The 18428-nt window shown below is 70.8% G+C and carries 17 protein-coding genes and 2 tRNA genes; 13 read left to right on the forward strand and 6 right to left on the reverse strand.

Translation table 11 applies throughout. From position 1 onward, the window contains the following. Window positions 1-120: 120 nt before the first annotated feature. Entirely contained in the window at window positions 121-777 is a 657-nt protein-coding gene (locus ACZ45T_RS04695) for a superoxide dismutase (protein ID WP_468437476.1), read from the reverse strand. Window positions 778-866: 89 nt separating this feature from the next. Then, window positions 867-2267 (reverse strand): amino acid permease, encoded by a 1401-nt coding sequence (locus tag ACZ45T_RS04700; protein ID WP_468437478.1) that lies wholly within the window; start codon window positions 2265-2267, stop codon window positions 867-869. Window positions 2268-2436: 169 nt separating this feature from the next. Here ACZ45T_RS04700 and ACZ45T_RS04705 point away from each other — a divergent pair, with 169 nt between their 5' ends. Continuing rightward, the gene (locus ACZ45T_RS04705) at window positions 2437-3231 is read left to right on the forward strand and encodes an SDR family NAD(P)-dependent oxidoreductase (RefSeq protein WP_468437480.1); all 795 of its coding nucleotides are present in this window, start codon (window positions 2437-2439) and stop codon (window positions 3229-3231) included. Window positions 3232-3296: 65 nt separating this feature from the next. On the opposite strand, the gene ACZ45T_RS04710 is transcribed toward ACZ45T_RS04705, so the two are convergent. Beyond that, window positions 3297-4694, reverse strand: coding sequence for an amino acid permease (locus tag ACZ45T_RS04710; RefSeq protein ID WP_468437482.1), 1398 nt, complete (start codon window positions 4692-4694; stop codon window positions 3297-3299). Between the two features lie 285 nt (window positions 4695-4979). Here ACZ45T_RS04710 and ACZ45T_RS04715 point away from each other — a divergent pair, with 285 nt between their 5' ends. After that, on the forward strand, window positions 4980-5564 hold the full coding sequence (locus ACZ45T_RS04715) for a biotin transporter BioY (protein WP_468437484.1): 585 nt from the start codon (window positions 4980-4982) through the stop codon (window positions 5562-5564). Window positions 5565-5671: 107 nt separating this feature from the next. Here ACZ45T_RS04715 and ACZ45T_RS04720 read toward each other — a convergent pair whose 3' ends face one another. Continuing rightward, window positions 5672-7108 (reverse strand): amino acid permease, encoded by a 1437-nt coding sequence (locus tag ACZ45T_RS04720; RefSeq protein WP_468437486.1) that lies wholly within the window; start codon window positions 7106-7108, stop codon window positions 5672-5674. Between the two features lie 220 nt (window positions 7109-7328). Here ACZ45T_RS04720 and ACZ45T_RS04725 point away from each other — a divergent pair, with 220 nt between their 5' ends. Continuing rightward, window positions 7329-7814, forward strand: coding sequence for a ribose-5-phosphate isomerase (locus ACZ45T_RS04725; protein ID WP_202201560.1), 486 nt, complete (start codon window positions 7329-7331; stop codon window positions 7812-7814). A gap of 77 nt (window positions 7815-7891) precedes the next feature. After that, window positions 7892-8698, forward strand: coding sequence for an Fpg/Nei family DNA glycosylase (locus ACZ45T_RS04730; protein WP_468437489.1), 807 nt, complete (start codon window positions 7892-7894; stop codon window positions 8696-8698). A gap of 112 nt (window positions 8699-8810) precedes the next feature. Here ACZ45T_RS04730 and ACZ45T_RS04735 read toward each other — a convergent pair whose 3' ends face one another. Further along, window positions 8811-10046, reverse strand: a complete 1236-nt coding sequence (locus tag ACZ45T_RS04735) for a GNAT family N-acetyltransferase (RefSeq protein ID WP_468437491.1) — start codon at window positions 10044-10046, stop codon at window positions 8811-8813. 118 nt (window positions 10047-10164) lie between these two features. On the opposite strand from ACZ45T_RS04735, the gene ACZ45T_RS04740 reads away from it, so the two are divergent. The 5 genes from ACZ45T_RS04740 (at window position 10165) to ACZ45T_RS04760 (ending at window position 14764) form a co-directional block, all read left to right on the forward strand. Then, complete coding sequence (locus tag ACZ45T_RS04740; RefSeq protein ID WP_468437493.1) at window positions 10165-11307, forward strand: SpoIIE family protein phosphatase; 1143 nt, start codon at window positions 10165-10167, stop codon at window positions 11305-11307. A 306-nt stretch (window positions 11308-11613) separates the two neighbouring features. After that, the gene (locus ACZ45T_RS04745; RefSeq protein WP_468437495.1) at window positions 11614-12471 is read left to right on the forward strand and encodes an ABC transporter ATP-binding protein; all 858 of its coding nucleotides are present in this window, start codon (window positions 11614-11616) and stop codon (window positions 12469-12471) included. An 81-nt stretch (window positions 12472-12552) separates the two neighbouring features. Beyond that, entirely contained in the window at window positions 12553-13941 is a 1389-nt protein-coding gene (locus ACZ45T_RS04750; protein ID WP_468437497.1) for a pyridoxal phosphate-dependent decarboxylase family protein, read from the forward strand. Further along, window positions 13938-14393 (forward strand): HD domain-containing protein, encoded by a 456-nt coding sequence (locus ACZ45T_RS04755; RefSeq protein ID WP_468437499.1) that lies wholly within the window; start codon window positions 13938-13940, stop codon window positions 14391-14393. The genes ACZ45T_RS04750 and ACZ45T_RS04755 overlap by 4 nt, the downstream gene beginning before the upstream one ends. Window positions 14394-14569: 176 nt before the next feature. Continuing rightward, the gene (locus ACZ45T_RS04760; protein ID WP_360892839.1) at window positions 14570-14764 is read left to right on the forward strand and encodes a hypothetical protein; all 195 of its coding nucleotides are present in this window, start codon (window positions 14570-14572) and stop codon (window positions 14762-14764) included. A 61-nt stretch (window positions 14765-14825) separates the two neighbouring features. Here ACZ45T_RS04760 and ACZ45T_RS04765 read toward each other — a convergent pair. Then, window positions 14826-14896: transfer RNA gene (locus ACZ45T_RS04765), tRNA-Gly, on the reverse strand. A gap of 169 nt (window positions 14897-15065) precedes the next feature. On the opposite strand from ACZ45T_RS04765, the gene ACZ45T_RS04770 reads away from it, so the two are divergent. The 4 genes from ACZ45T_RS04770 (at window position 15066) to ACZ45T_RS04785 (ending at window position 18343) form a co-directional block, all read left to right on the forward strand. Then, a tRNA-Pro gene (locus ACZ45T_RS04770) sits at window positions 15066-15142 on the forward strand. A gap of 198 nt (window positions 15143-15340) precedes the next feature. Next, the gene (tig, locus tag ACZ45T_RS04775) at window positions 15341-16729 is read left to right on the forward strand and encodes a trigger factor (protein ID WP_468437502.1); all 1389 of its coding nucleotides are present in this window, start codon (window positions 15341-15343) and stop codon (window positions 16727-16729) included. Between the two features lie 276 nt (window positions 16730-17005). Continuing rightward, a complete protein-coding gene (locus tag ACZ45T_RS04780) occupies window positions 17006-17623 on the forward strand; it encodes an ATP-dependent Clp protease proteolytic subunit (RefSeq protein ID WP_329385585.1) in 618 nt (205 codons plus the stop codon). 54 nt (window positions 17624-17677) lie between these two features. After that, complete coding sequence (locus ACZ45T_RS04785; protein ID WP_150257432.1) at window positions 17678-18343, forward strand: ATP-dependent Clp protease proteolytic subunit; 666 nt, start codon at window positions 17678-17680, stop codon at window positions 18341-18343. The last annotated feature ends 85 nt before the right edge of the window (window positions 18344-18428 follow it).

The following is an 18428-nucleotide window of genomic DNA, read 5'->3' on the forward strand; positions in this document are numbered from 1 at the left end:
TGCCCGGTGAGTACAGACGACCCCCGCGAGTCACGTCCTCGCGGGGGTCCTCTGCTGGACACGCCCGCCGGTGAAGGTTGAGAAGACAATCACGAGGCGGACGGGCTGAGGTGGCGCGGATCAGCCCTTGGCGGGGATCAGCAGCGGGGTGTTCGCCTTGGCGTCGGCGTAGCGCTTGGCCACGTCCTGCCAGTTGACGACGTTCCACATGGCCTCGATGAAGTCCACCTTCTGGTTCTTGTACTGCAGGTAGAAGGCGTGCTCCCAGGCGTCGAAGACCAGGATCGGCACCGAGGCCTGGCCCACGTTGCCCTGGTGGTCGTAGACCTGCTCGACGATCAGGCGGCCGCTGATGGGCTCGTACGCGAGCACGCCCCAGCCGGAGCCCTGCGTCGCGGAGGAAGCGAAGGTCAGCTGCTTCTTGAAGGCGGCGAAGGAGCCGAAGGACTCGGCGATCGCGGCCGGGAGCTCGCCCAGGCCGTCCTTCTCGTCCGGGATGCCGCCGCCCTCGCCGGTCTTCGGGCTGGCCATGTTGTGCCAGTAGATGCTGTGGAGGATGTGGCCGGAGAGGTGGAACGCGAGGTTCTTCTCCAGGCCGTTGAGGGCGCCCCAGTTCTCCTTGTCGCGCGCCTCCTCCAGCTGCTCCAGCGTGGTGTTGGCGCCCGCGACGTAGGCCGCGTGGTGCTTGTCGTGGTGCAGCTCGATGATCTGCGGGTTGATCACCGGCTCGAGCGCCGCGTAGTCGTAAGGAAGCTCAGGAAGCGTGTAGATGGCCATGCGTGTGTCCGGTCCCCTCGGCGTGCCAACTGCTTATTGCAATCAATGCGCAACTGCACGCTAGCAGCATCTATTCCGAGGGGGGCACGTCAGGGTCGGGTGGCGGCCCGGCGCTGCATCACGTAGCCCGTCGCCGCGAGGGCGGCGGTGAGGCCTCCGGTGAAGAGCACTTGGGGCCGGGTGTCCTCGCCCAGCGCCATCAGCACCAGCACCCCGGCCACCGCGGCCAGCGACACCCAGGTCAGGTACGGGAAGCCCCACATCCGCACGGTCAGCTGCCCCGGGGCCTCGCGCTCCAGCCGCCGACGCAGCACCAACTGCGAGACGGCGATGAAGCCCCAGACGATGAGGACGACCCCGCCGACCATGTTCAGCAGCCAGGCGAACAGGGTGTCCGGATACCAGTACGACAGCAGCACGGTGACGAAACCGAAGCCGCAGGAGGCGAGCACCGCCCGGCGCGGCACCCGGCCGGTGACCTTGCCCAGCGCCTTGGGGCCCTGGCCGCGGGAGACGAGGGAGTAGGCCATGCGCGAGGAGCCGTAGATGTTGGCGTTCATCGCGGACATCAGGGCGATCAGGATGACCACGTTCATGATCTCGCCGGCGGCCGGGATGCCCAGGTGGTTCAGGGTGGCCGCGTACGGGCCGTCCGCCGTCACCGCCGGGTCGTTCCACGGCAGCAGGGTGACGATGACCAGCATGGAGCCGACGTAGACGATCGCGATCCGCCACATGGTGGTCCGCACGGCCTTGGCCACGCCCGCGACGGGGTCCTCGGACTCGGCGGCCGCGATGGTCACCGTCTCCAGCCCGCCGTACGCGACGACCGAGGCCAGCAGTCCGACCAGGAGCCCGTCCACTCCGTGGGGCAGGAAGCCGCCGTCGTGCAGCAGGTTGGCGGTGCCGGGGGAGTCGCTGCCGGGCAGCAGGCCGAGGACGGCCAGCGTGCCCAGGCCCAGGAAGAGACCGATCGCGCCGATCTTGAGCGCGGCGAACCAGAACTCGAACTCGCCGAAGTTCGAGACGGCGGCCAGGTTCGCGCCGCAGAACACGGCCATGAAGACGAGCACCCACATCCAGGAGGGAGTGCCGGGGAACCAGCCCGTCATGATGTGCGCCGCGCCGATGGCCTCGATGGCCACGCCCACGCACAGCAGCGTCCAGAACATCCAGCCGGCGGTGAATCCCGCCCAGGGGCCGATGGCCCGCTCCGCGTGCACCGAGAAGGAACCGGAGGCGGGGTTGGCGGCGGACATCTCGCCGAGCATCCGCATCACGAACATCACGAGAAGCCCGGACGCGGCGTACGCGAGCACGATCGAGGGGCCGGCGGCGGCGATGCCGGCGCCGGACCCGACGAAGAGTCCGGCGCCGATGACACCGCCGAGGGCGATCATCGAGAGGTGGCGCTGCTTGAGGCCGTTGCCGAGGGGGGAGCCGGCGTCGGTCTGCCGCGGTTTGGGGGGTGTCAGGGTGCTCTGGCTCATTGAGGGTGTACCTGTCCGGTGTGCGGGGCGACGTGATGAGGTGCCCCAGTCTCACCTCTGTCCGATCTTTGGATGGCGAATGTCCGATATTCGGACAGCCGGATGACCGGCCGTGATCATCCCCGTACGCTGCCGACAGGACGCTGGTGACGCGACGACAGGGGGACCGATGGACGACCGAATGGGCCACGGCATACGGGAATTGGCCGCGACGGGCCGGGGAGTGCTCGTCACCGGGGCCTCCCGGGGGATCGGGCGGGCCATCGCCACCGCCTTCGCCGAGCAGGGTGACCGGGTCGCGGTGCACTGCACGGCCCGGCAGGCGGACGCCGAGCGGACCCTCGCGGACCTGCCGGGCGAGGGCCACGTACTCGTCACCGGCGACCTCGGCGACCCGGCGCGCGTGGAAGCCCTCGCGGCCGAGACCGAGGAGGCGCTCGGCGGCATCGACGTCCTCGTGAACAACGCCGCCGTGATGCTCGCGCACCCGCTGCCCACGACCTCCTACGCCGACTGGCAGGAGGCCTGGCGGCAGACGGCCGCCGTGAACCTCTTCGCCCCGGCCAACCTCTCCCACTGCGTTGTCCGCCGCATGATCGCCGACCGGCGGGAGGGCCGCATCGTCAACATCGGCTCGCGCGGGGCGTTCCGGGGCGAGCCCGACCACCCCGCCTACGGCGCCACCAAGGCGGCCCTGCACGCGCTCGGCCAGTCCCTCGCCGTCTCCCTGGCCCCGCACGGCATCGCCGTGGCTTCGGTGGCGCCCGGTTTCGTGGCCACCGAGCGGGTCGCCGGGCGGCTCGAAGGGGAGGAGGGCGAACGGATCCGGGCGCAGAGCCCCTTCGGCCGGGTCGGCACGCCGCAGGAGGTCGCCGCCGCCGTGCTGCACTTGGCCTCGCCCGCCGCGCGCTGGAGCTCGGGCACCGTTCTCGACGTCAACGGCGCCTCTTACCTGCGCACCTGACGCGCGAAGGCTCCCCGCGCCGGGTGCGCGGGGAGCCTTCGTACGAGCCGTGGGCTACGGGACGGTCAGGACTTCGGGGTGCGCCGCTCCCGCACGAAGGCGACCACGAGGACGAGGGCGGCCGCGCCCGACGACCACAGCAACTGCGGCCGGGCCGAGTCGTCGAACAGCATCAGGACCAGCACGGCCGCCATGCCGAGCAGCGCCGCCCAGGTCGCGTACGGGAACAGCCACATCGGCAGGGTCAGCCGCTCCGGCATGTCCCGCTCGATCCGGCGGCGCAGCTTCAGCTGCGAGACCGCGATCAGCGCCCACACGAACAGCAGCACCGCGCCGACCGCGTTGAGCATGTAGAGGAAGATCGTGTCCGGCCACAGCAGGTTCAGCACCACCGACACGAAGCCGAAGGCCACCGACGCGAACACCGCGCGGCGCGGTACCCCGCCGCCCGAGACCTTCAGCAGCGACTTCGGCGCCTCGCCGCGCTCGGCCAGCGAGAACACCATGCGCGAGGACCCGTACAGGTTCGCGTTCAGCGCCGACAGCAGCGCCACGAACACCACGATGTTCATGATCTGGCCGGCCGCCGGGATGCCGATGGAGTCGAGGACCGCGACGTACGGGCTCTGGCCCGGCTTCAGCGAATCCCACGGCAGCAGGGTCACGATGACCAGCATCGAGCCGACGTAGAAGAAGAGGATGCGCCACACCGCGCTGCGTACGGCGCGGGCCACGGAGCGGGCCGGGTCGTCCGACTCGGCGGCCGCGATGGTGACGACCTCCAGGCCGCCGAAGGCGAAGATGACCGCGAGCAGGCCGGCGACGACCCCGCCGATGCCGGCCGGGAAGAAGCCGCTGTGGCCGGTGAGGTTGGTCATGCCGACCGGGTCGGTGTCCGGGAGTACGCCGAAGATCGCGAGGGTGCCGAGGATCAGGAACAGCACGATCGCGCCGACCTTGAGGGCGGCGAACCAGAACTCGAACTCGCCGAAGTTCCGCACGGCGGTCAGGTTGGCCACGGTGAAGACCATCATGAAGATCAGCACCCAGACCCACTGGTCGACCGAGGGGACCCAGCCGTTCGCGATCTTCGCAGCGCCGGTCGCCTCCACGGCGAGCACCACGACCAGCAGGAACCAGTAGAGCCAGCCCGCCGAGAAGCCGGCCCAGCGCCCCAGGGCCTTCTCCGCGTAGACCGAGAAGGAGCCCGAGGCGGGCATCGCGGCCGACATCTCGCCCAGCGCCCGCATCACCAGCATCGCGAGCACGCCCGCGAGCAGGTAGGAGCAGATGATCGCGGGACCGGCGATGCCGATGCCGGCCCCGGAGCCCACGAAGAGCCCGGCTCCGATCACGCCGCCGAGACCCAGCATGGTCAGGTGGCGCTGCTTGAGGCTGTGGCTGAGGGGTTCCGCGGGCAATTCGCCCGACGTGGCAGGTGCTTCTTGCAGGCGCTCACGCATGAGGAGGTCGCTCGTACTCTCGTTCGGCCCGGCGGTGGTGGGGGCTCCGCATCAGGATTGGCGGGACCCCACAGTCTCACCGGGCAGCGGCCGTCCGTGCAAAACGGACGCGATGTCTGATCGTCCTCGTGACGAGGATCACGCTCACCCCGGTGAGGGCGCCGACTTTGTCAACTCCCCACCAAACCGGTGAGTAGGGCTTTGTCCCCGGCAGCGGGGGGAGGGCGGCGGACCGCGGACTAACGTCGGTGATCGTCCCGCCACCACCACCCCACGGAGCCCCCGATGAGCACTGCTTCCGTCTCCCTCCGGCCCGGCACCGTCCTCGCCGACCTGCTGCCCGCGAGCCGCGTCCGCGACATCGCGCTCGTCGCCGGCGGGGCCGCCCTGACCGGACTGGCCGCGCAGTTGGCCGTGCCCGTCCCCGGCTCCCCGGTCCCGGTCACCGGCCAGACCTTCGCGGCGCTGCTCGTCGGCACCGCGTTCGGTGCCCGCCGCGGCTTCCTGTCCCTCGCGCTGTACGCCCTCCTCGGCACGGCCGGCGTGCCGTGGTTCGCGGACGGCACCTCCGGAGCGGGCGGCGCCTCCTTCGGCTACGTGCTCGGCATGCTGCTCGCCGCCACCCTCGCCGGAGCCCTCGCGCAGCGCGGCGCCGACCGCTCGGTCCTGCGCACGGCGGGCACGATGGTGCTCGGCTCCGCCGTGATCTACGCGGTGGGCGTGCCGTACCTGATGGCCGCCACCGGCATGTCCCTGAGCGCCGCCGTCGCGGCGGGCCTGACCCCGTTCCTGATCGGCGACGCGCTCAAGGCCGCCCTCGCGATGGGCGCCCTGCCGGCCGCCTGGAAGCTGGCGGGCCGCCGCGGCTGAGCAGCGTCCCGCCGGGCAGTCCCCGGCGGTGCGGTCCCCGAAAGTGCCGGAGCCCGGCCCGCCTGTGACGGCGGGCCGGGCTCTGTCGTACGTAACGCGACCAGGGGTCAGCCCCGCAGCGCGGCCCGCTTGCGGCGGAAGTCCAGCACCACGCCGACGGCCACGACGAGGCCGGCGACCAGGGTGGACAGGGTGACGACCTCGCGGTTGGCGTCGTCCACGAACATGTAGCCGATCACGAACGTGATCAGTGCGGCGGTGGCCCAGGTCAGCCACGGGAACAGCCACATCTTCACGGTCAGCTTCTCCGGGGCCTCGCGGACCAGGATCCCGCGCATCCGCAGCTGGGTGAAGCAGATCACCAGCCAGACGAAGAGCGCGATGGCACCCGAGGAGTTCAGCAGGAAGTTGAAGACCGTGTCCTTGAAGGCGTAGTTGAAGTAGACGGCGACGAAGCCGAAGACCGTGGAGCCCAGGATCGCGGCGACCGGCACGCCCCGGGAGTTGACCTTGGCGAACGCCTTCGGGGCGTCGCCGCGCTCACCGAGCGAGAAGGCCATGCGGGAGGCGGTGTAGAGGCCCGAGTTCAGGCAGGACAGCACGGCGGTCAGGACGATGACCTCCATGATCGTGCCGGCGTGCGCGATGCCGATCGAGTCCAGGGCGGCGACGTACGAGCCCTTCTCGGTGATCGACTTGTCGTTCCACGGGAGCAGGGTCAGCACGATGAAGATCGAGCCCAGGTAGAAGACGCCGATCCGCCAGATGACGGAGTTGGTGGCCTGGGTGACCGCCTTGCGGGGGTTCTCCGACTCGCCGGCCGCCAGCGTGACGATCTCGCTGCCCATGAAGGAGAAGACGACCATCAGCACGCCGGTCAGGACGGCGCCGTAGCCGTTGGGGAAGAAGCCGCCCGCGTCGGTCAGGTGCGCGAAGCCCGTGCCCGGGTTGTCGGAGCCCGGCAGCAGGCCGAAGACGGCCAGCATGCCGACGATCACGAAGGCGCCGATGGCGACGACCTTGATGCCCGCGAACCAGAACTCGAACTCACCGTAGGAGGCGACCGAGCCGAGGTTGGTGACGGTCAGCACCGCCATCACGATCAGCGCCCAGCCCCACTGCGGGACGGCCGGGATCCAGCTCTCCAGGATGGCGGCACCGGCGGTGGCCTCCACCGCGAGCACGACGACCCAGAAGAACCAGTACAGCCAGCCGATGGAGAAGCCGGCCCAGCGGCCGAGCGCCCGGTCGGCGTAGGCGGAGAAGGAACCGGAGTTCGGGCTGGCGGCGGCCATCTCGCCCAGCATCCGCATCACGAAGACCACCATCGCGCCGACCAGCGCGTAGGAGATCAGGATGGCGGGACCGGCCTTGGCGATACCGCCACCGGAGCCGACGAAGAGGCCGGCGCCGATGACACCGCCGATGGCGATCATGGACAGGTGGCGGTTCTTGAGACCGGCCTTCAGACCGTCGGAGGGCTGACCTTCACCGGAGTTACCGGTGGGGTCGCCTGCCTTCTGAAGGGTCGTCGTGGAGCTCATGGACGGATCCTTAGGTTCTCGGGTTGCGAGCCCCGGCATTCAAACCTGAGATGAACGCAGGACGGAAGACCTCAATCCGGATCGTTGCGTACGGACGAACGTCCAGGACCTTGGCCCCGCCCTGTCCCATCTGCGTTCTTTGGGTTTACTTGAGCTTTAGAAGTGACTTACGCGACACCCTGCCGAGGTCCGTCGGGGGTCCTCGTGCCACACTCGTCCCATGCGCGTGTACCTCGGATCCGACCATGCAGGCTTTGAGCTCAAGAACCACCTGGTGGACTGGCTCAAGAACAACGGCCACGAGCCCGTCGACTGTGGGCCCCACATCTACGACGCGGTGGACGACTACCCGCCGTTCTGCCTCCGCGCAGCGGAGAAGACCGCCGCGGACGCCGACAGCCTCGGCATCGTGATCGGCGGCTCCGGCAACGGCGAGCAGATCGCCGCGAACAAGGTCAAGGGCGTCCGCGCCATCCTGGCCTGGAGCGTCCAGACCGCCCAGCTCGGCCGTGAGCACAACAACGCCAACGTGATCTCCGTCGGCGGCCGGATGCACACCCAGGACGAGGCCGTCAGCTTCATCGAGGCCTTCCTGGCGACCCCGTACTCCGACGAGGAGCGCCACACGCGCCGCATCGAGATGCTCTCCGCGTACGAGACGACCGGCGAGCTCCCCCCGATCCCGGCCCACCACCCGCAGGGCTGATCCCCACGTCCGGCCGTGCCGCTCCCGCGGGGGGTGGCACGGCCGTTTTCTTTCTCCGAGCGTCGAGGAGCTTCGCCGTGCCCGAGGGGCATACGATCCACCGCCTCGCCCAGGACCACACCGAGCGGTTCGCCGCGCGCCCGGTCCGGGTCAGCAGCCCGCAGGGCCGGTTCGCCGAGAGCGCCGCCCTGCTCGACGGCCGTGAGCTGGAGAGCGCCGAGGCGCACGGCAAGCACCTCTTCCTGGAACTCGGCGACGCCTGGATCCACATCCACCTCGGGCTCTTCGGCAAGCTCGGCTTCGGGCCGGCCCCGGCGCCGCCCGCCACGGACACCGTCCGGCTGCGCCTGCTGAACGAGGAGCACTACGCCGACCTGCGCGGTCCCACCGCCTGCGCGCTGATCGGAGAGGGCGAGAAGAAGGCGATACACGACCGCCTCGGGCCCGACCCGCTGCGCCCCGCCGACGACCCCGACCGCGCCTGGGCCCGGATCTCCCGCTCCCGCACCACCGTCGCCGCCCTGCTCATGGACCAGAAGATCGTCTCGGGCGTCGGCAACGTCTACCGCGCCGAAGTCCTCTTCCGGCACGGCATCGACCCGTACCGCCTGGGCAAGGACCTCGCCCGCACCGAGTGGGACGCCCTGTGGGCGGACCTGACCGCCCTGATGCGCGAGGGCGTGCGCAACAACCGCATCGACACCGTCCGCGACGAGCACCTCCCGGAGGCGATGGGCCGCCCGCCGCGGGTGGACGACCACGGCGGCGAGGTGTACGTCTACCGCAGGGCGAACATGCCGTGCCACATCTGCGGCGCCGAGATCCGCACCGCCGATCTCGCCGCCCGCAACCTCTTCTGGTGCCCGACCTGCCAGTCCCGCTAGCGCGAAGCCGGACCCGCCGGCGTTTGAAATTTCAGCCCCTCCGGCGTTTGAGGAGCGGGGGTCCGGGGGCTGGCCCCGGCAACGGCGCCGCACGGGCGTCACCGGGCCCGGGTCAGAAGCCGTGCGGCAGCCAGGGGGCCACGTCGCCGACGAAGGCCCGAGAAGCCTCGACCACGGCGCCCGGGCGCAGTTCGACGACGCGGCCGGCTGCCGCCAGTGAGGTCAGCGTGGTCCCGCCCAGGTACGCCGAGCCGAGCTCCCGCACCGACAGCCCCAGGTCCGCAGGCTCCCCGGTCCGGGAACAGGCGGCGGCGCCCTTGGCGTCCGCGACCAGCCGCCACCGCCCCTCGTTCCACGGGCAGAACGCGTCCTCCACCTCCAGGACCACGTCCATCGGGGCCGCGTACGTCCGTGCCTCCAGCGCCGCAGCCAGATCCACCAGCCTCAGGTGCAGCGCGTCCCGCGTGCGCGGCCGCGACCGTCGGATGTCGCTGACCAGGTGCAGCACCGGGTCGTCCACCGGCCGCTTGCGCGCCCGTATCGTCCAGGTCAGGTCGATCCCGAAGAGGTAGCGCCACAGCGCCGCGTACGCCGCCGGGTCCAGCGCGTCCAGATCGCCCACCTCGACCTTGCCGTCCGCACCGTCCGCGTTCCGGTCGGCCTTGATCCGGTAGCGGGCGTAGCCGACCACCTCGCCGTCCTCCCGCTCGGCGACCACGCACTTCAGCGGCGAGGCGCCGTCCCGCATCTCGGGCGGGTCCAGCAGCGCCTGCCGTTCCCAGCCGGGCTGCCGGGCCGGCATGCCCGGCCGGGTGGGGACCAGCGCCGCGTAGACCCGCTCGCAGTCCGCCAGCGCCTGCTGCGGGTCGACGAGGCGCAGCCGTACGTCGTCCGTACCCGGCGGCACGGAAAGCCGTACGCGGGTCGTGTCGATCTCCACGGCCAGGGAGTACGTCGCGGTGCCGTAGCCGAAACGCCCGTAGATCGCCGGATCCGTGGCCGTCAGCACGGCGAGCGGTTCGCCACCCGCCCGGATGTCGTCCAATTGGCGCCGCATCAGGGAGGTGAGCACCCCGCGCCGGCGGTGGGTCGGGGCGACGCCCACCATCGTGACGCCGGCCGCCGGGACGACCGCGCCGCCGGGCACCGAGAGGCGGAAGGTGAAGGCGCCGGCCGAGCCGACGCAGGCGCCGTCGTCCCAGACTCCGAGGGATCGTTCCGCCTCCGTCAGCGACTTGGAGAGTTCGCGCTCCTGGGAGGGCTCGGGCACGCCACCGAACGCCAGTTCCAGGTTGTCGTACCAGACATCCCACTCATCAGCCTGCAATACGCGCATCTCAAGAGCCATACGGCCATCCCTATCAGGGCATTCCGGCCCAGTCGAAGTGTTTTCGGGCGGCCGAAGGGCCCCGGGTGCGGGGGTACCCCTGCGCATCCACAGTCAGGATGGATAGGGTCCCGAATCAATGGCCGGAGCACGCGTGGAGACCCTCATGGCCCGGATGCGCATGCTGTCGCACCGGGCCCGCACCGCCCTGCGCAAATCCGCCGTCGACTACTTCCGCGGCGACGCCTCCGACTGGCTGGCCTTCCTCGGGCTGCTGCTCACCATCCCCGCCATCGCCTTCGGCACGCTGATGCTGCCCGTCTGGTTCTCGCCCTCCGCGCTCGTCCTGCCCATCGTGGCCGGGGGACTGCTGCTGCGCCCCGCCAGCCTGCTCGCCCTGTACGCGGCCTCCGCGGCCGCACTGATCGTCGAGGCCCTCGTCCTGGGCCCCTATACCCAGGGTCCGGCACGGGTCACCCCCGGCACCGTCCTCGTGGTCGCCGCCTGCGGGTTCTTCGGGCTGGTCATCGCACAGTTCCGCAGCCGCGTGGGCGTGCCCTGGCGGCGCGGCGGCACCATGCTCTTCGACCTGCGCGAACGCATCCGGGTGCAGAGCAAACTGCCCGCCCTGCCGCGCGGCTGGCACCGCGAGATGGCCCTGCGCCCGGCCGGGGGCCAGTCCTTCTCCGGCGACTTCGTGGTCGCGGCCCGCACCAACGGCGGCCGGACCCTGGAGATCGTCCTGACCGACGTCTCCGGCAAGGGCATGGAGGCGGGCTCCCGCGCCCTCCTGCTCTCGGGCGCCTTCGGCGGCCTGCTCGGCGCCCTGCCCCCGCACGGCTTCCTGCCCGCCGCCAACCGCTACCTGCTCCGCCAGGACTGGGACGAGGGCTTCGCCACCTCCATCCACCTCGTCCTGGACCTGGAGACCGGCGACTACGAACTCCTCTCGGCCGGACACCTCCCCGCCCTCCAGCTGTCCGCGGGCACCGGCCGCTGGCAGGAGAAGTCCGGCGAGGGCCCGCTGCTCGGCGTCTACGACGGCGCCGACTTCACCCCCGCCTGCGGGAACCTGCGGCGCGGCGACGTCCTGATGCTCTTCACCGACGGCCTGGTCGAGACGGCCGACCGCGAGATCGCCGAGGGCATCGACCGCCTCACGGGCGAAGCCGACCGCTACGTCGCCTCCGGCTGGGACGGCGCGACCTGGCACCTGATCGAAAAGGTCGCCAAGGACGTCAACGACGACCGCGCCCTCCTCCTGATCCGCCGCTCGGCGTAAGAGAGCCGGGGCGCCTCCGGCGGGGTCGGCGGTGGTGGTGGGGGCGGTTCCGGCGGGGCCGGGTGCGCGCCGGGGCGTCTCCTCGGGCGCCGAACGTGGCGAGGGGTCGGGGATTGCGGCGGTGTTGTGTTCGGCGCCCTGCGGGGACGCCCCGACGCACACCCGTCCCCGCCGAAACCGCCCGGGCCCGGCCATGAGAGGGGGGGGCTTGCCCCACCACCGGCCGACCGGCCCGCGCCATGGCCGCCGCCACCTGGGAATCCGTAGCGTCGCAGGCACGGACAGGACGAGGGAAGGCGACACATCATGGGGCTCCGACGGAGCAAGCGGCGGCACGACGAACGCGCCGAGTCCTACGACGGCACGGCGGCCGTCGAGCTGCGCGGAGTGCGGCGCGCGTACGGGCGCGGGGCCGGCGTCGTGCACGCGCTGCGCGGGATCGACCTGAGCCTGCCCCGCGGCAGCTTCACCGCCGTGATGGGCCCCTCCGGCTCCGGCAAGTCCACCTTCCTCCAGTGCGCCGCCGGACTGGACCTGCCCACCGAGGGCTCCGTCCGGCTCGGCGGCACCGAGATCACCGGCATGAACGAGAACGAGCTCACCGAGCTGCGCCGCAGCCGCCTCGGCTTCGTCTTCCAGGCCTTCAACCTGCTGCCCGCCCTCACCGTGGAACAGAACGTGCTGCTCCCGATGCGACTCGCCGGCGGCCGGTCCTCGGGGCAGGGCCGCGCCCGGGCCGCCGACCTGCTCGCCCGCGTCGGCCTGGAGGGCAAGGGCGGCCGCCGCCCCGCCGAACTCTCCGGCGGCCAGCAGCAGCGCGTGGCCATCGCCCGCGCCCTCGTCACCCGCCCCGACGTGGTCTTCGCCGACGAACCGACCGGCGCCCTCGACACCACCACTGCCGCCGAGGTCCTCGGGCTGCTCCGCGACGCCGTCGACTCCCTGCACGCCACCGTCGTCATGGTCACCCACGATCCGGCCGCCGCCGCTCACGCCGACCAGGTCCTCTTCCTCGCCGACGGCCTCGTCGCCGACCGGCTGCCGCGCAGCCACGCGGCGGCCATCGCCGCCCGGATGACCGCGCTCACCGGGCGCCCCGCCCCCGCCCCCGCCCCCGCGCACGCCCCCGCGCACGCCCCCGCGCACGCAGGAGCGGTCGCCTGAAGCACCGTGATGTCGCCGCGGCGGGCCACCCGCCCCGGATTGGCCCGCCCGCGCGGCCCCGGCGGGGCCTACCGTGCCCCCATGGACCGCACGCTCGCCGAGGATCTCGCCCGGCTTCCCGACCTGCTCGACGCCACCCGACGCGCCGCCGCCGAGGCGCTCGGCACGCTGGACGCGCGTCCCGTCGTACCGCCCGCCGGGAAGCCGTACGCCCCCGAGCTCCTCCCGGAGCACGGCGCCGGCACGGACGCCGCCCTCGCCGCCTTCCGCGACCGCTGGGAGCCGCGGCTCTCGGCCTCCGCCGGCCCGCGCTACCTCGGCTTCGTCACCGGCGGCGCCACCCCGGCCGCCCTCGCCGGGGACTGGCTCACCGCCGCCCACGACCAGAACTCGAACTCCGCCCTGGACGGCGCCGGCCAGGACCTCGAACGCGAGACGGTCGGCTGGCTCCGGGACCTCTTCCGCCTCGGTCCGGAACACACGGGCACCTTCGTCAGCGGCGCCACCATGTCCAACACCACCGGCCTCGCCATCGCCCGCGAATGGCTCGGCGAACGCCTCGGCGTCTCGCCCGCCGAGGACGGCGCCGCCGCCCTCGGCCCCGTCCGCGTGCTGTCCGGCGCCCCGCACTCCTCCATCGCCAAGGCCCTCTCGGTCCTCGGCCTGGGCCGCGGCTCCCTCGTCCCGGTCCCCACCCTCCCCGGCCGCGAGGCCGTCGACCCCGCCGCCCTCGACCGGGCCCTGGCCGACACGCCCGGCCCGGCCGTGGTCGTCGCCAACGCCGGCACCGTCAACACCGTCGACTTCGACGACCTCCGGGCCGTCGCCGCCCTCAAGGACCGCCACGAGTTCTGGCTGCACACCGACGCCGCCTTCGGCGCCTTCGCCGCCCTCTCCCCGGACCACGCGCACCTCGCCGACGGCCTCGACGCCTCCGACTCCCTCTGCGTCGACCTCCACAAATGGCTCAACGTCCCCTATGACAGCGCCGTCCAGTTCACCCGCCGCCGCGACCTGCAGGCCCGCGTCTTCCAAAACTCCGCCGCCTACCTCGGCCCCCTCGGTGACCATCCCGACCTCGTCCACCTGACCCCGGAGAACTCCCACCGGCTGCGCGCCCTCGCCGCCTGGTTCACGCTCCGCGCGTACGGCCGCCAGGGCCACCGGGAGATCGTCGAGCGCGACATCGCCTGCGCCCGCGCCCTCGGCGAGCAGCTCTCCGAGGACCCCGCCTTCCGCCTGCTCGCCCCGGTCCGCCTCAACGTGGTGTGCTTCACCCTCGCCGAGGCCCCCACCCCGGCCCGCCTGACCGCCCTGCGCGAGGCCGCGGCCGCCGACGTCTTCGTCACGCCGACCGTCTACGAGGGAACCCCCGCCCTGCGCGCCGCCTTCTCCAACTGGCGTACCACGCAGGCGGATGTGCGCCGGGCCGCCCTGGCCCTCGGCAAGGCGGCGGGAGAGATCGCATGACGGGCCGTCCCCTGACACTCGAGGAGGTCGAGTCCCTGGCGCGCAGCGCGCACGAGGGCCAGACGGACAAGGCCGGCCGGCCGTACGCCGAGCACCTCGCGGCCGTGGCCGAGGGCGTCCGCGTGCGCGGCGGCAGCCCCGAACAGCAGGCGGCGGCCTGGCTCCACGACGCGATCGAGGACGAGGCCCTCAGCCTCGACTGGCTGGAATCGGCTGCCCTCCCGCAACCGGTGAAGGACATGGTCCTCGCGGTCACCAAACGCCCGGGCGAACCGGTCGAGCAGTACGCGGCCCGCATCCTCGCCACCCCGGGCGCCCTGCTGGTCAAGGAGGCCGACCTCGCGCACAACGCCGACCCCGTACGCCTCTCCGTACTGGACGGCCCCACCCGCGAGCGACTGTCCGCGAAGTACGCGTATGTCCGCTCCCTCCTCGGCCTCACCGCCCCGTGACTCACGCACCGCGCCCGAAATATGCGTGATGTGCGTGGGGTTGGCGGAAACGGAACCATGGCTATTCGTCACGAGACGGATAGCCGGGGCCCGTTGGTGGGAGGATGGTCCATGTGGGGGTGTGCCTGGCCGTGCGCCCCGGGCCGACCAGGGGACGACCGAAGGTGTGATCAGAAGTGGCCATTTCGCTGTCAGTGGTGGTTCTGTTGGCGGTCATCCTGGTGGTGCTGATCCGCGGCAACCACATCAAGACGGGCCCGGCCATCGTCGCGGCCCTCTTCGGCTTCTTCCTGGCGTCCAGCTCGATCGCGGGAGACGTGAACCGCTTCCTGAACTCCCTCGCGACGATGATCTCGAACATCAAGCTCTAACGGGAAGAGCCGGTGCCCACTTCCGTGGACACCGGCTCTGACCTGCATGTTCTTAACCAAGAGCGGGTGACGGGAATCGAACCCGCGTAGCTAGTTTGGAAGACTAGTGCTCTACCATTGAGCTACACCCGCAACACGCGCGCCGCAGGTCCGGGGACCGCGGCACGGACAGCATCCTAGCGGGTCGCGCCGGGGGAGCGCACACCACATTTCGCGCCCGCGCCGGGGAATCGTCCGAAAGACGTCGTGAAACCCCGCGCATCAGAGGGTCTCCGGGCATGTACCCTACGTGTCGCACCGACGGGGTGTGGCGCAGCTTGGTAGCGCGTCCGCTTTGGGAGCGGAAGGTCGTCGGTTCGAATCCGGCCACCCCGACCACCAGCACTGTCCCCCTCGAAGATTCTTCCGGGATTCCCGAGGGTCACCACAAGATCGCGTTGTGGGCTGATTGCCGCTTGCGGTTACTATGCAAGCTGCGTGCCCGTGTGTCTGATGTACCGGGCCGAAGTCCGCCGAACCGCTGAATCGCAGCGCGACGGCAGAATCCCCAGCAGTCAGCCACAAGGAGACCGAACCGTGAAGAGCGCCGTGGAGACCCTGAACCCGACTCGGGTTCGGCTCACTGTTGAGGTGCCCTTCGAGGAGCTCAAGGACAGCCTCGACGCGGCGTACAAGAAGATCAACCAGCAGGTCACGGTGAAGGGCTTCCGCAAGGGCAAGATCCCGGCCCGCGTCATCGACCAGCGCTTCGGCCGCGGTGCGGTGCTGGAGGAGGCCGTCAACGACGCCCTCCCGAAGTTCTACACCGAGGCGGTCAACGAGGCCGACCTGAACCCGCTGGGCCAGCCCGAGGTGGACATCACGGAGCTGAAGGACGGCGAACTGCTGGCCTTCACCGCCGAGGTTGACGTCCGTCCCGAGATCGAGATCCCGGACTACTCCGGCATCGAGGTCGAGGTCGACGCCATCGAGGTCTCCGACGAGGACGTCGAGAAGTCCGTCGAGCAGCTGCGCGGCCGCTTCGCGTCCACCAAGGACGTGGAGCGCGCGGCCGAGGACGGCGACGTCGTCACCATCGACCTGGAGGCCAAGGTCGACGGCGAGGTGCTGGAGGACGGCGTCGCTTCCGACGTGTCCTACACCATCGGCTCGGGTGAGCTCCTCGAAGGCATCGACGAGGCCGTCAAGGGCCTGGAGGCCGGTGGCGAGGCCACCTTCACCTCCCAGCTGAAGGGCGGCTCCGCCGAGGGCAAGGACGCCGAGGTCACCGTCAAGGTCACCAAGGTCTCCGCCCGCGAGCTGCCGGAGCTGGACGACGAGTTCGCGCAGATGGCGAGCGAGTTCGACACCCTTGAGGCCCTCAAGGACGACAGCCGCAAGCGCCTCGAGAACATGAAGCAGTACGACCAGGCCACGCAGGCCCAGGAGCGCGTCCTGGAGAAGCTGCTGGAGCTCGTCGAGGTCCCGATCCCCGAGAAGCTCCTCGCGGACGAGGTCCAGACCCGCAAGCACAACCTGGAGCACCACCAGCTCGGCCAGATGGGTCTGACCATCGAGAAGTACCTCGAGTTCCAGGGCAAGACGGTCGAGGAGTTCGACGCCGAGACCTCCGAGCAGGCGATCAAGGGCATCAAGACCCAGTTCGTCCTCGACGCGCTGGTCAACAAGGAGAAGCTGGGCGTCAACCAGGAGGAGCTCACCGAGCACCTCATGCGCCGTGCCGCTTCCTCCGGCATGTCCCCCGACCAGTTCGCCCAGGCCGTCGTCGAGGGTGGCCAGGTCCCGATGCTCGTCGGCGAGGTCGCCCGCGGCAAGGCCCTCGCGGTCGTCGTCGAGGCCGCCAAGGTCGTCGACACCAACGGTGAGGTCGTGGACCTGTCCGACGAGGACGAGGAGCAGGCCACCGAGACCGTCGAGGCCGCCGTTGACGGTGACACCGAGGTCGTGGCCGACGAGGCCAAGTAACACCCCGGGCGAAGCCCACTGAGCAGTGCCCCGAAGGGCCCGGACGCAGCCGCGTCCGGGCCCTTCGGCATGGCGCCCGAAAGGCTCTGGGACCTTGCGCTCCGAGCGAACAGTTCGGGAAGCGGGATGGCGTTGTCCTACCTGCGCGTTAGGGTCCATGAATACGAGGGCACGTGAGTACCCGGATGCCGGCGGACTCGTCCGCACCGGCCGGACCGCGCCCCAGAACGAGACGCTGAGACGGCACATGGCCGTCGGAGACGAGCAGGTGGATACGTGACGAATCTGAAGCCTTACGCCGCGGGTGAGCCGTCCATCGGTGGCGGCCTCGGCGACCATGTCTACAACCGGCTGCTCGGCGAGCGCATCATCTTCCTCGGCCAGCAGGTCGACGACGAGATCGCCAACAAGATCACCGCACAGCTCCTCCTCCTGGCCGCCGAGCCGGAGAAGGACATCTACCTGTACATCAACAGCCCGGGTGGCTCCGTTACGGCGGGCATGGCGGTCTACGACACCATGCAGTACATCCCGAACGACGTCGTCACCATCGGCATGGGCATGGCCGCCTCCATGGGCCAGTTCCTGCTGACCGGCGGCGCCAAGGGCAAGCGCTTCGCCCTGCCGAACACCGACATCCTGATGCACCAGGGCTCCGCCGGCATCGGTGGCACCGCGTCGGACATCAAGATCCAGGCCCAGTACCTGCTGCGCACCAAGCAGCGCATGGCCGAGATCACCGCGTTCCACTCGGGCCAGACCGTCGAGGCGATCATCCGCGACGGCGACCGCGACCGCTGGTTCACCGCCGAGGAGGCCAAGGACTACGGCCTCATCGACGAGATCATCTCGGCCGCGTCCAACGTGCCGGGCGGCGGCGGCACCGGGGCCTGATCCCGGCCCCACCGCCAGTACCGAGCAGCCGACAGCCCGCAGAACGCCACCAGGATGGTGAACACCCAGATGCAGAACAATTTCTCCGCGAGCGGCCTCTACACCGGCCCGCAGGTGGACAACCGCTACGTCATCCCGCGCTTCGTCGAGCGCACCTCGCAGGGCGTGCGCGAGTACGACCCGTACGCGAAGCTCTTCGAGGAGCGCGTGATCTTCCTCGGCGTGCAGATCGACGACGCCTCCGCCAACGACGTCATGGCGCAGCTGCTGTGCCTGGAGTCGATGGACCCGGACCGCGACATCTCGATCTACATCAACAGCCCCGGCGGCTCCTTCACCGCGCTGACGGCGATCTACGACACGATGCAGTTCGTGAAGCCGGACATCCAGACGGTCTGCATGGGCCAGGCGGCCTCCGCCGCCGCGGTCCTGCTCGCCGCCGGCACCCCCGGCAAGCGCATGGCCCTGCCGAACGCCCGCGTGCTGATCCACCAGCCCTCCGGTGGCACCGGCCGTGAGCAGCTCTCCGACCTGGAGATCGCGGCCAACGAGATCCTGCGCATGCGCGACCAGCTGGAGACCATGCTGGCCAAGCACTCGACGACGCCGATCGAGAAGATCCGCGACGACATCGAGCGCGACAAGATCCTCACTGCCGAGGACGCGCTCGCGTACGGCCTGATCGACCAGATCGTCTCGACCCGCAAGAACTCCCACTGATCCTTGCCGACAGTTGGCGTGATCACGCTGCCGGAACCGGCGATGTGAACCACGTCAAGGGGGCCCCGCACGGGGCCCCCGGCAA

Source organism: Streptomyces sp. NPDC030995 (assembly GCF_055571215.1).